General features: G+C 68.7%; 8 protein-coding genes. 3 read left to right on the top strand and 5 right to left on the bottom strand.

What is annotated here, in order from left to right; all coding sequences use genetic code 11:
- Position 1: 1 nt before the first annotated feature.
- Positions 2-154, bottom strand: coding sequence for a hypothetical protein (locus G9272_RS34820; RefSeq protein ID WP_367398567.1), 153 nt, complete (start codon positions 152-154; stop codon positions 2-4).
- 234 nt (positions 155-388) lie between these two features.
- Here G9272_RS34820 and G9272_RS34815 point away from each other — a divergent pair, with 234 nt between their 5' ends.
- From G9272_RS34815 to G9272_RS34805, 3 genes are all read left to right on the top strand, one after another.
- Complete coding sequence (locus G9272_RS34815) at positions 389-2593, top strand: autotransporter (protein WP_171400201.1); 2205 nt, start codon at positions 389-391, stop codon at positions 2591-2593.
- Positions 2594-2728: 135 nt separating this feature from the next.
- Positions 2729-3670 (top strand): homocysteine S-methyltransferase, encoded by a 942-nt coding sequence (mmuM, locus tag G9272_RS34810; protein ID WP_171400200.1) that lies wholly within the window; start codon positions 2729-2731, stop codon positions 3668-3670.
- A gap of 80 nt (positions 3671-3750) precedes the next feature.
- Complete coding sequence (locus G9272_RS34805) at positions 3751-4824, top strand: LacI family DNA-binding transcriptional regulator (RefSeq protein WP_171400199.1); 1074 nt, start codon at positions 3751-3753, stop codon at positions 4822-4824.
- A gap of 138 nt (positions 4825-4962) precedes the next feature.
- Here G9272_RS34805 and G9272_RS34800 read toward each other — a convergent pair whose 3' ends face one another.
- The 4 genes from G9272_RS34800 to G9272_RS34785 all read right to left on the bottom strand — a co-directional run bounded on the left by G9272_RS34800 (position 4963) and on the right by G9272_RS34785 (position 12681).
- Positions 4963-6645, bottom strand: coding sequence for a carboxylesterase/lipase family protein (locus tag G9272_RS34800; protein WP_171400198.1), 1683 nt, complete (start codon positions 6643-6645; stop codon positions 4963-4965).
- 92 nt (positions 6646-6737) lie between these two features.
- Entirely contained in the window at positions 6738-7985 is a 1248-nt protein-coding gene (locus G9272_RS34795) for an alginate lyase family protein (protein ID WP_171400197.1), read from the bottom strand.
- Positions 7986-8032: 47 nt separating this feature from the next.
- Positions 8033-11161: an alginate lyase family protein gene (locus tag G9272_RS34790; protein ID WP_171400196.1), complete on the bottom strand. Its 3129-nt coding sequence runs from the start codon at positions 11159-11161 to the stop codon at positions 8033-8035.
- Positions 11158-12681, bottom strand: coding sequence for a glycosyl hydrolase family 28 protein (locus G9272_RS34785; RefSeq protein WP_171400195.1), 1524 nt, complete (start codon positions 12679-12681; stop codon positions 11158-11160). The genes G9272_RS34790 and G9272_RS34785 overlap by 4 nt, the downstream gene beginning before the upstream one ends.
- Positions 12682-12732: the final 51 nt, after the last annotated feature.

Raw genomic sequence — 12732 nt, 5'->3', positions numbered from 1 at the left:
CTCACGCACTCTCCTTCACGGTGTCGACGACGGGGACGCCGAAGTCGGGGATGCCGTCCGGGTGCGGGCCGAAGGCCTGGATCCGGGCATGGCGGCTGGGGTCGGGTTGCGCCTGGGGGTCGGCGCGGCGGCAGACGAGCGGATCGGGGTACACGCGACTACCTCTCGAGAGAGGGCGTTCGGAACTGCGAACGGCATGTGGAATGACGAACGCCGAAAAGGTAAGGGCGTGTTACGAGCAGGTCAACGGGTCGGACGGGACTTGATGGAAAGCCCTTTCCGGAAGTTTCCGGCGGGAAGGCGGTTTTCCGGGTGCGACGGGGTCCCCGTGGGCACCCGGGGGAAGCAAATTTCTGTTATCGGTGTCGCGCCGACGCGTCTCCGATACGTGCGCAGCCCTCTCCACACCTCAGCAGCGGTCGTCGGTGCCCTCGCGACCGTCGCCGCCCTCGTGGCCACCGCTCCCCCGGCCGTGGCCGCCGACGCCCGGGACGTCACCGTCGACGTCCTCGCGAACGCGGACGTGACGCTCGCCGGCGACACCGTGGTCACCGTGCCCTCCGGGACGACAACCTACGACGGCGTTTTCCGCGGTCAGGGAACACTCACCGTGCGCGGCGGCGGAACGCTGGTCCTGAGCAAGGACAGCGATTTCACCTTGCCCAAGGCACGCCGGCGGCAGGTGGTGCGCACGCAGGGCGGAAACCATCCCTACACAACGGTCGGCAACCCCGACCCGCCCGCGATCACAGTGGAGCGTGGGACGACACTCCAGTACGGCACCGGCGGGGGCACGGGGCTGATCGGGCACTTCCCCTACGACACTCCCGGTTACCAGCTCAATCAGCTCAACGTCCGCGTCGACGGCACGCTCCGGCTCTCGCTGACCCGCACTTTCAACATCGGCACGATCAGCGGCTCCGGACTCGTCACCCAGCCCCGCAGCATGTGGGGCACCCTCGACCTGGCGGGCACCCACCCGTTCTCCGGGGTCATCGACAACGGCACCGGGATGGCGGTCGGCCGCCCCGAGTACCCGGTGTCGCTGCCCAACGCCCGGGCGATCCTCAACCAGGGCTCCTGGATCATCGACACCCCGCTGTACCAGACGATCACGCTGCGGCAGGACTTCTACCAGCGGGAGTACGGCAGCGACGTCAACGTCCACTCGCGGCCCGGCAGCAAGGTCGTCCTCACCGGGCAGTACAGCTACAGCGACCAGGGCGGCGACACCAACCCCTCGCTCAGCGACCCGGACATCAACTGGCATGCCATCGCGCACCAACTGAACAAACGCGGCACCAACATCGAGGGCGCCGACGTGCAGTGGGGCGACGGCACCACGCACAAGATCTTCATGCCGGGAACAAAGGACACCGTTTACATCAACCTGCACGAGGCCGGCGGACGGCGGTCCCTGCTGACGTTCGACTACAACGGGCCGGTCACCTTGGGTGCGCCGATCGGCGGCGGCAAATACCACGACACCCTGGCCGTGCCCGGCGCCGGTGACGTCGTCATCGCCGGGACCAAAGGCAACGACGTCACCTTCGCTGCCGCGCAGTACTACGACGGTTCAACGACCGTGCAAGAGGGGGCGGTCCTGCGGCTGGGGTCGGCACAGGGAGACGGCTCCCTGCTCACCGGTACCGACCGGCGCCGGATCGTGAACGACGGCACTCTCGTCGTGCGCAACACGACGACCGCGACGTCCCTTTCCCGGCTCGGCGGCAGCGGCTCGCTCGTCCAGTCCGGAGCGGCTACGACAACTCTCACGGGCACTGCGGTGACGTACACCGGGACGACGACGGTCAAGCAGGGAACCCTCGCGCTCAAGGACGGGGCGACCCTCGCCAACAGCAGGGCGATCCGGCTGACGTCGGCTGGAGCGCGGCTGGACACCGGCGGCTCGGCACTGCGGGTGACGAGCGCGCTCAGCGGCAAGGGCACCGTGAACGGCGCAGTGACGAACGAGGGTGTGGTCACGGGCGGGCTGACCGTGACCGGTTCCTACACGCAGAACGACAAAGGGCAACTGGTTCTGGCGGACAAGCCCCTGACGGTGGGCGGCAAGGTCACGCTGGGCGGCGGGCTCGACCTGTCCGCGGCGGGGACGGCCACCGCGACGCCCAGGGCTGGTACCGCTTACGGCAAATCCTCCGCCTCGACCGGAACTGGTACCGCTTCCAGCAAGGTTTCCCCCGCGACCGGCAACACCTCCGCCCGGGAGATCACCGTCCTGAACCACACCGGGGACACCTCCACGACCGGCACCTTCGACAAGCTGCGCGAGGGAGCCGAGGTGAAACTCGCCGACACCGTTTACCGGATCAGTTACAAAGGCGGGGACGGCAACGACGTCGTCCTCACAGCGACAGCCGTCAGCCCATCGGCGAGCGCGCACGGACAAGCCTCGTCGGGGTCCGTGACAGCCGAGACGCGCAGTGCGAGCGCGGCCGAGGGCGGCGCGTTCGGCTGGTGGCCGTACGTGCTGGCAGCCGGGTTGCTCGGCGGGCTATTGGTCCCTGCGACCAAGCGCACGCGGGGCGGCGGACGCCGCCGTGGTGGACGGCACTCGGCGCACGGGCGATGAGCCGACGCGCGTCACCTCGGCATGGAAGAAGTGAGGCGAGGGGCTGACTGCCGTCTCAGATCCCGTCTTGTGGTCACTCTGTTCATTCACCGGACAGATCCGGCCGTCTGCCGTCCCTTCGACTAGCGTCGTGACATGACCAGCGACATCCCTGCTCCCCCCGCCGAGACCTCCCTCACCACGGCTCTCGCCGCCGGAGCCGTCGTCCTTGACGGCGGTATGTCCAACCAGCTGGAGTCCGCCGGGCACGACCTGAGCGACGAACTGTGGTCGGCACGGCTGCTCGCCGAGCAGCCAGAGGCGATCACCCAGGCGCACCTCGCCTACTTCGAGGCCGGCGCGAACGTGGCGATCACCTCCAGCTACCAGGCCACGTTCGAGGGCTTCGCCAAGCGCGGCATCGACCAGGACGAGGCTGCCCGACTACTGGCGCTGAGCGTGGAACTGGCTCAGGAGGCCGCCCGGCAGGCCCGGGACAAGGACCTCGCTCACCCGTTGTGGGTGGCCGCGTCGGTGGGGCCGTACGGGGCGATGCTCGCGGACGGCTCCGAGTACCGGGGCCGCTACGGCCTGAGCATCGCGGAACTGGAACGTTTCCACCGTTCCCGGCTGGAGGTCCTGGCCGCCGCCGCGCCCGATGTGCTGGCGCTGGAAACGGTTCCCGACGCCGATGAGGCCGAGGCACTGCTGCGCGCGGTACGCGGGCTCGGCGTGCCGGCCTGGCTGTCGTACTCGATCGCCGGTGACCGTACGCGCGCCGGGCAGCCGTTGGACGAGGCGTTCGCCCTGGCCGCCGACGCGGACGAGGTGATCGCGGTCGGGGTGAACTGCTGCGCCCCCGAAGACGTCGAAGCCGCTGTGACGACCGCGGCTCGGGTGACGGGCAAGCCGGTCGTGGTCTACCCCAACAGCGGCGAGGTGTGGGACGCGGAAGCCCGCGCCTGGAACGGCCGATCCACCTTCACCGCCGAACAGGTCCTGGGATGGCGGGAGTCGGGGGCGCGCCTGATCGGCGGATGCTGCCGGGTCGGTCCGGAGGCGGTCGCATCGATCGCTCGGACACTGACCTCCGCGTAGACCTCTGGCCCCCGCCCACCGCTGCTAGCCTCCGCTCGGGGAAAACGGTTGCTGCCGGATTTCGCCGAGGGGAGGGCGCGATGACGAGGAAACCCGCGGACGCGGTGCGCAGCACGATCCGGGATGTGGCGGCCCGGGCGGAGGTGTCCGCGTCGACCGTGTCGCGAGTGCTCGGCGGCGTGTACCCGGTCAGCGCGGAGACCCGCCGACGGGTCATTCGGGCCGTGAGCGAGCTGGACTACGTCGCCGACGCGCGTGCCAAGGCGGTCGCGGGGGCCGGGACGCCGACCCTGGCCTTCGTGCTGGAGGACATCACCGGACCGTCGTTCGCGCAGATGGCGCACGGCGTGGAACGCGAGGCGCACCGGCTCGGACACCTGTGCCTGGTGTGCAGCACGGAGGGCGACGTACGGCACGAGCTGGACTTCGTGGAAACGATGCGGGCCCAGCGGGCCGCCGCCGTCATCCTGGTGGGCGGGGCCGCCGACACTCCGCAATACCGTGAGCGCACCCGCCGTATCGCTGACTCGCTCGCCTCCGCCGGTTCACGGCTCGTCCTCTGCGGACGGCCGCCATTGGGCCCGGGGGCGCCCGTGACAGTCGTCGAGTACGACAACGAGGGCGGCGCCTTCGCCCTGGTCGCGCATGTTCTCGCACAGGGCCACCGGCGGGTGCTCTTCCTCGGGGGCAAGCCGGACCACACGACGGCGCTGGGACGCGAAAGCGGTTACACAGAAGCCCATCGGGCGCGGGGCATCGATGTGGATCCGGCGCTGGTCCTGCACGGCGACTTCACCCGCGACTCGGGGTATCGCCTGTTGCACCAGGCCTTGGGCCAGGGCCTGCACTTCACGGCCGTGGTGGCCGCCACCGACATGGTCGCCATCGGTGCCCTCACCGCCCTGCACGAGGCCGGCCTGGACGTACCGGGCGACGTTTCGGTTGCCGGTTACGACGACATACCGTTCGCCCGCGACCTGCGTCCGGCCCTGACCACGGTCCATGTCCCGTACGAGGAACTGGGCCGCCTCGCCGTCCGCACCGTACTGGGCCGCACCCCCGACGCGCCGGGCGAACACTTGCTGCTGGGCACGCATGTGGTGGTACGGGACTCGGTCGCGGGCGCCGGGAAGGGATCCTCGGCCACGAGGTGACAGCCGGGCGGCGTGGCGGGCCTGTCACGTCACCCCTCCAGGCCCCTGACACGGGCACGGGTAGCGGCAGGGTGGCTCAGGTTTCCGATGTAACGCGGAAACCACGTACCGGCCCCCGGCACCGAAGCGGCCCGGCGGTCAGCGTCCCCTCACTCCCCCGGCCCGGCGCAGTCGGCGCACCGCGGACCTGAGCTCCGTGCTACGCAGGGTCTTGCCGAGCAGCGGGTCCGGCGTCGTCGTCTCATCGATGGGTTCTCCTGGTGGAGCAGTCGCTGCCTCCGCGGTCCACAGGGCCAGCTCACGGTCCCGCGGACCGTATGCGGTATACGACATACCGCCAACCTCGTGCGCAATGCCGTCTTCCTCGTACCGCCCGCTGTCCGCCTCGCCGAAGATCCGCACGGGATGCGTCGGCCCCCAGGCCTCCCAGCCGGGGTCGCCCGTGGCCACGAACCGTGTCCACGCCCCGTGCATCGCGTCGGCGAGTTCCTGCGGCGCACCGCCCCCGGCGAGTTTCGCGGACTCGGACGTCTCGCCGGTGTCGAAGACGAAGCCGAGCTCGAGGGCGTGGCAGGCGCCGAGCCCGGGCCTGAGAGAGGGCCAGGCGAACTCGTACACGTAGGACGACCCGGGACGGGCCTCGGCCAACTGCTGGAGGGGGCTGCGCAGCAGGCTGTCGGTGACCATCTGCCCGACGATCTCGGCGGTGCCGGCCCCGGGGTGCAGGGCGCGGTAGCCGCGCGGCACCTCGTGGCCGCAGTGGCAGCGGGCCATGGCGCCGGCGAGGGCGACGGGCCCCAGCCGGTCGACGCGCTCCATCAGACCACCCGGGACCAGCCACAGCCGGTATTCGTCGCGAGTCCAGCCCAGGAGCAGGTCGACGCCGGGGGCCGCGTCCCCGTCGACGAGTGCCTGAAGAGGGTCGCGCGGGACGAGGTCGCCGTCGACGATGATGCCGAAGGCGGGCCCACCGAGGACGGGGCTGCTGAGCCTGCCGACCTCCGCCTGGGTACGCAAGAGCAGATCGCGGTCGACGGCGGCGAAGGCCTCGGCGGTGGCGGGGACCTTCAGCCGGGTCGCCATACGGCGGACCATGCGCCGGACCTTGTCCCGTTCGAAGGCTTCCGGCGTTCCGCTCTGGAGGATGGCCCGCCGGAACAGGCCCTGTGCCTGCGGGGCCGCGATCAGGGCTCCGGCGCTGATGGCTCCGGCGGACTGTCCCGCCAGGGTGACCCTGTCGGGGTCGCCACCGAAAGCCCTGATCGAGCGATGCACCCATTCCAGCGCGGCAAGCTGATCACGCAGACCGGGATTGGCGGGGGCGTCCGGGAACAGTCCGTAGCCCTCCACCCCCAGCCGGTAGTTGACTGAGACGAAAACGATTCCATCGCGGGCGAAGTTGCGTCCGTCGTACACCGGCACTGCCGAGGATCCCCTGGTCAGGGCGCCACCGTGCAGCCAGACGAGGACGGGAAGCCGGGCGGCCGGGCCGGGCTCGGGCGTCCAGACGTTGAGGTTGAGGCAGTCGTCGCCCGCCACGACGGGGTCGGACAGGTACTGGGCGAAGGCCTCGGAGTACGGCGGTTTCGGCGGCGTTGCGCCGAAGGCTCCCGCGTCGCGTACCCCGTCCCAGGGCTCGGGCGGCACGGGCGGTCGGAACCTGCGGGCCCCGAAGGGGGGTGCCGCGTACGGGATCCCGCGGAATGCGGCGATGCCGTTCTCGTATCTCCCGTGTACGGCCCCGTAGGGGGTCGTGACGACGGGATCGGGGTCGGGGTCCGCCTGGACCTCGGCCCGTGGGTCCGTCTGGTCTGCTGCCATCTGCTCACCAGCCCTTCGCCGCGCTCGCGCACCGGTATGACCAGAGCACCACAACAGCGCGCGGTATTCCGGTGCACGAGCCTGCGGCGGGGCTATTTGGCGTACATCAGCGTGCCGAAGCCGAGCTGGTCGTAGCCGCCGCTGGTGGACCCGTAGTCTCCGCCCCCGCCTTCGGGGGCGGCGGAGAAGCACATCTGCGAGACGTACTTGTCGTCCAGCGACAGGCGTCGGTTGTAGTGGTAGTGGAGCATCGCCCACACCGGACGGACCTGCCCGCGCGACGAGGCGGAGATGACTGACTGAGAGTTCTGCGCACAGTTCTGCCCGCTGCCCCAGGTGTAGGTGGTGAAGGGCACGTCGTTGCCGAGGTTGTATGTGGCGACGTACTGGGCGGCTTTCAGGAACCGTTTACTGTCGTAGGAGTAGAGGTCGTCGCCCTGGTTCCAGGCCATCTCGCAGATCGCGCCCATCTGTCCCATGCCCATCACGGTGTGCCCCTGATCCCGTCCTGACTCCTGCCACTGGCCGAGGTCGTAGCCGTCCGCGTCGGTGTACAGGTACGGCACGGCGTGCGCGATGGAACCGTTTCCGGCGCCGGACTTGGCGTAGGCGACTGCTTGGTCGTACTTGGCAGCGTCCTCGTTGAGGATGCCGATTGCCAGAATGGAGGCTGTGTTGCAGAGGTCCCAGTTGGCCCAGTAGTTGGTGATGCAGGCGTCGTTGTGGTTGGTCAGGAAACTGTTGTTGAGCGGGTAGAAAACGTTGACCATCATCTCCTGGAAGGCGGAGAGGTCGAAGCCGTCGTACCCCCGCATCAGTTCGGCCGCGTTGGCGAACTGCCAGCCGTAGAGTCCGGCGGCGAGGAAGCGGTCGGCGTTTCCGGTGACTGAAGTGAGCGTTGTCGCCCAGGCGTTGAGAATGCCCGCTGCGCACTGCGCGTTGGCCTCGGTGCCGCCGACCCGCCAGCGCAGGGCGTTCTGGTAGGCGGCGGCTATGTCGTTGTAGAGCAGGCTGTAGTTCTCGCCGGTGCCGCCACGGATGATCGTCGCTGTCGCCCTGGGCGTCCAGCTGGACTGGGAGTGGGAGTTGGCGGTCAGTTTGTTCCAGCCGGACAGCCAGGGATCGGTGCCTGCGGCGACCCTGACCTTCGCGCGATTGATGTCACCGGCGTTGTGCAGCATGCCGGGGTGGCTGAAGGTGGCCGGCGCCGCGTCCGCCGTTGTGGCGGCGGTGGCGCTCGCGCCCAGGGTGAGTGCGGCGGTGAGACCGCCGACGGACTTCAGCAGTCCGCGGCGACTCACATGGTGAGTGTCGTAATGGTGGGGGGATGTGCGGCTCATGGGGTGCGGCTCCCATCGTGACGGATCCGTGGGGGATCCCGGGTTGGTCATGCCGAGGTGACGATCACCTCGCCGAACCGTGCGGTGCCGAGAGCCAGCGGGCTGCGGGAGCAGACCACCAGGCCCACGTGGTAGGGGGCGTCACCGAAGCCGGGGATCGAGCCCTCGGCGAGGGCGGTCCAGGTGACGCCGTCGTCGGCGGATACGGAGGCCGCGAAGGCGGTTCCCGTGCGTTTCAGTCCCAAGAGGAGAGGGAGTTGAACGTCGACCGAGCCGGAGAAGGCGGAGGCACCGGCCACCGTGGGGCGCAGCATGAGCTGCGCGGTCGCACCGCCGGTGACGATCAGACCGGCCGCCTGGTCGAACGGCGACAGGGACTTGGACATCAGCAGACCGACTCGGTCGATGACCGCTCCCTCGCGGGAGAGCAGGCGCGCGGTGATCTCACCGTCCCCGGACATAGTGCGCCGGACGAACTGACCGGTCATCCCTTGTGAGTTGACGTTGAGATCAACACCCGATCCGCGTACGACGAAGGTCCCGTTGTCGTACACCGTGTCGCCGGGCGTGAGGACGGCCACGGCGCCGAAAGTCCCGTAGTCCCTCCGATCGAGAACCACATCACCGAGGTCACCGTACGTCCAGGGGGACGGAAGAGGCTTGGCTCCGACGCGTATCGCCCTGCCGGCGGTCACCGAGAGGGTCGGGGCGACAGCGCTGCTCGACTTCGAACGGGGGCCCTGACCGGAGGAGTTGGCCTTGGAGACGACGTAGTGGTAGGTCGTCCCGGGGGTGCCACTCGCGTCGGTGTAGCGGATGCGAGTGCCGAAGCCGACCGGACCGACTGCGGTGGCGATCGCCCGATAGGGGCCCTGCGCGCGTGGTGCGCGCAGCACCGTGTAGCGGGCGGAGAGGTCGGAGTCGGTCCACGTCAGCCGGACGCCGTCGGCGCCGGTGGCGGCGCCCAGGTCGCCGGCGGTGCGGGTGGGGCGCGGCGTGCACCAGACGTCCCCGCCTGCCCCGGTGACACTGACATTGTCGAAGGCGCCGGTGCCTGTCTCGGTGTACTCCTCTTCCACGCCGAGGGAGGAGGTGAGAGCGAGGCCGACGTATGCAATATGCGGCATACCGTCGACGTCCGTCGTACCGACTACGGTCCACTGCATACCGTCTGCCGAAACGGAGCCCGTGCAGCGTCGGCCCTTACGGGTCACCCGCACCCAGTACGGCGCCCGCAAGCGGTACCCGTCGCCCGCGCCTTCGACATAGGGGGCCTCGATCGGAGTGGCGGACTCGGGCAGTGCACCGAGGTCGGAGATCGGGAACGAGGCCTTGCCGGTGATCGCCTCCTGCTGCGACGGAGGTACGGGTGTACTCCCGGTCGCCGAGACGGGCAGCCCGGCACTCGGCCGTACGGTCCACACGCCGCTCCAGGTGTGCAGCGGCAGCCCCTGGATCAGCATCGAGGCGTGCGCCGCGTCCGCGTCGAGGGAGGCGCGGACGGTGACGCCGATCTTGGAGTACTGGGAGCTGAGCGGCCACACGATCCGGGCGGTGACCGAGCCGTCGCCGCGCAGAGGGAGGTGCACGAGGCGATAGGAGTCGGCGTCGCCGGAAGCCTCCAGCAGGAACCGCTCACCGTCGAAGGCGGCCGAACCTGGGCTCGCGACAGCGCCGACATCGGTCGTCGACCATGGCCCGGGCAGGCCGGCCGCAGCCGAGACGACCATCGAACTACCACTGACCCCGAGCAAGTTGGCTGCGGCGACCACGTAGTGGTAGGTGCGCCCCGCGAGTACACCGGTGTCGGTGTACGTGGGCTTTCGGATCTCGGCAGCGAGCCGCTCAAAGGGACCTTCGGGGGTGGTGCCACGCAGGACCGTATAGCTGGTCGCCGACGTGGACGGCAGCCAGGACACCGTGACGGCCTGCTCCTCCCCCACGGCCGTGACACCGCCCGGAGATGCTGGGACGGTCGGGGTGGGGGTGGTCGCGCCCGCGTAGGCGAAGGTTCCCCAGCTGGGCAGATCGTCGTTGCCGCCCTCGACGACTCGTGCGCCGCCGGTGCCGCGGAAGACCGCCGCCCGCGTGTAGGGGGCTTCCAGGCCTCGGACTCCGGCGTAGTGCGCGTAATACATCTCGTAGATCGGAGGCAGGGTGCCTCGCCCGGTCGCCGAAACCGTCTTCTTGATGTACTTGCCCGTGCGGTCGAGGTCAGGGGTGAAGGGGACCTCGCCACCGAGGTTGTAGCGGGCGGCGTACTCGGCGTCGGCGAGAATGCGGTTGCCGTCATAGCTCCACAGGTCGACGCCCTGGTTCCACGCGACCTGGGCGGCGTCGCCCAGGAGACCCACGGCGAGCTGTTCGTGGCCCTGGTCCCGGCCGCTCTCCTGCCCCTGCCCCGTCGTCGCGACGATGCGGTGGGCCACGCTGCCGTTTCCGGCACCGGCTGCGGCGAAGCGTAGAGCGTCCTCGAAAAGGGTGCGTTGCTCGCAGAAAACGCCGATGGCCAGAATGGATTGAATGGCCGTCAGGTCCCAGTTGCCGTTGGCGTAGAGCATGTATCCGGAGACTGCCGGATACCAGACGTTCAGAAGGGACTCCTCGCAGCGGGTGATGTCCGAGTCGGCCCATCCGTCATAGCCGGTATGGCGCAGCAGTTCGGCCGCGTTGGCGAACTTGAAGACCTGGAGGCCGGCGCCGAGCGGTCCGTCCGCTCCCGTGATCATCGCGAGGGAGTCCGTCCACGCGTTGAGGATGTCGCGGGCCTTGTCCGCGTGAGCGCGTACTCCGGTGACAGCCCACAGCAGAGCGTTCTGGTAGGCGGCGGCCGAGTCGGCGACGGCCTGGTTCATGAAGTTGGTGGGGCCGCGACCCCAGGAGGTGATCTGGCCGGTGTTCTGAATGATGTATGCAGTCTGCGATCGACTGTGTGCGGCGAGCGCGAGGTATCCGTCGTAGACCGGCGACTGTCTACCGTCGACTGCGGACCTCATGCGCACGAGGTCGGCTGCGCTGTGCAGCAAACCGGGGTGGGTGAAGGCAAACGCGGACCCGTCGCCTACCGTCCCCTCGGTCGCCGCCCGGGCCGCGGGCGCGCACAGGGTGTTCGTGCCCGCGGCGAGCAGCAGTGCCGTGGACGACTTCAGCAGGCCGCGGCGGCTGATGTCGCTCACTGCGCGGCCGCCTCCGCCTCTGCGGTGGTGAGGAACTTGAGGTCCACCACATGCTCGTTGTAGAACCACTGCATGGCGTCGGTGGTGTAGTACCAACTGGGCTTCTTCATCGAGTCGGCGATGACCTGCCCGTTGATCACCAGGTTCTCGAAGGTGACGTTCCTGATGGCGTGCTCGGCGTCGTAGCCGAGGAACAGCGATGGGTTGGCGTGGGTGCCGCGGTAGCTGAGGTTCTTGATGTAAACGTCTTCGATGCCGCGGCCGACCGAGGTGTTGTACTTCGTGTTGTACATGATCCGCATGTGGATGACCTGACCCCAGCGGAAGTCCTCTATCCGTACGTCCTCGATGCGGACGTTCTTGATGAGGTTGGAGTCACCGGGGTTGAGGGCGATGCAGCCCTGGTAACCCATCTGCGGCTCACGGTGGTCGAGGATGTCGAGATTCTTGATGACCAGGTTCTCGATCACCTCGGGGGCATCGGTGTTGCCGTGGGTGCCGACGTTGATGGGGTGGGCGACGTCGGCCCACAGGGTGCAGTTCTGGATGGTGATGTCGCGGGTGTCGCCGTAGTAGTCCCAGCGGTGGGCGTAGATGGCGAAGCAGTCGTCGGAGTTGCGCATGAAGCAGCCGTCGAAGACGATCCCGGTTGAGGAGAAGACGTCGAAACCGTCTCCATTGCCTTTCGAGCTGAACGAACGGGCCTTCTTGACGTGGACGTTCTCGCTTTCGCCGAACGTACCCGCGTAGCCGTTGGGATTCATGATGATGACGTCCTGGACGCGGATGTTCTTGCTGCCCTCGCAGAGGATCCCGCCGGGGCCGGCGTAGAGCATGCCGTGGCCGGTGAGAGCGGCCTTCTCTACGTCCTTGAAGAAGACCTGGGCGGTGAGGACGGCGCCACCGGCAAGGTAGACGGTTTTGCCGCTGGGCACGGTGAGGACGTTGCCGGCGACCGTATGCACGCCAGGGCCGAAGTAGATCACGTCGGGGTCGTCGGCGCAGGGCGGGTGCGGGTCGATGTGGTTGGTGATGACATGCAGGCAGTCGAAGATCTCGTCATTGATCTGAACGACGATGTCGCGCGGCTCGTCGAGGGTGAACCGGAGGGTGTCTCCGAGAAGTTCGGGCGTGATGGCCAACGAGTCCGGCCGCACTCTCGCCTTGGTGACGCCGCCCTTGAGGTAGGTGACCTCCAGCTCCACGGAACCACGGAAGTCGAAGTACACCATCGAGGTGTTGTAGACCTTGCCGGAACCGGTGGTGGCGTTGATCTCCTCCAGCTGAGGCCGGTAGATGTCGAGGGTCTGCCACTCGCCGTCAGGGGCGGTGCGCACACGTGCCTTGAAGCTGGTGTTGGTCGGCAGTGTGGCCGGGCGGGGGTAAGTGAGCAGTTTGGAAGCGGAGTTGTGGGCGTCCGCGTGAGCCTCCGTGGCCATGAGACCGCCGGACAGGCCGGCCGCGAGCACGGTGGCGCCGGCCGCTTGGAGGGCGGTGCGACGGGACAGGGGCGCGTTCATGCATGACTCCTTGCAATGGTCGGTAAGGGGTTACTTCGAGACGCTGGAGGA

Origin of the sequence: Streptomyces asoensis, assembly GCF_013085465.1 — a bacterium.
Classification (GTDB): domain Bacteria; phylum Actinomycetota; class Actinomycetes; order Streptomycetales; family Streptomycetaceae; genus Streptomyces; species Streptomyces cacaoi_A.
This window is presented reverse-complemented; position numbering and strand designations above follow the sequence as displayed.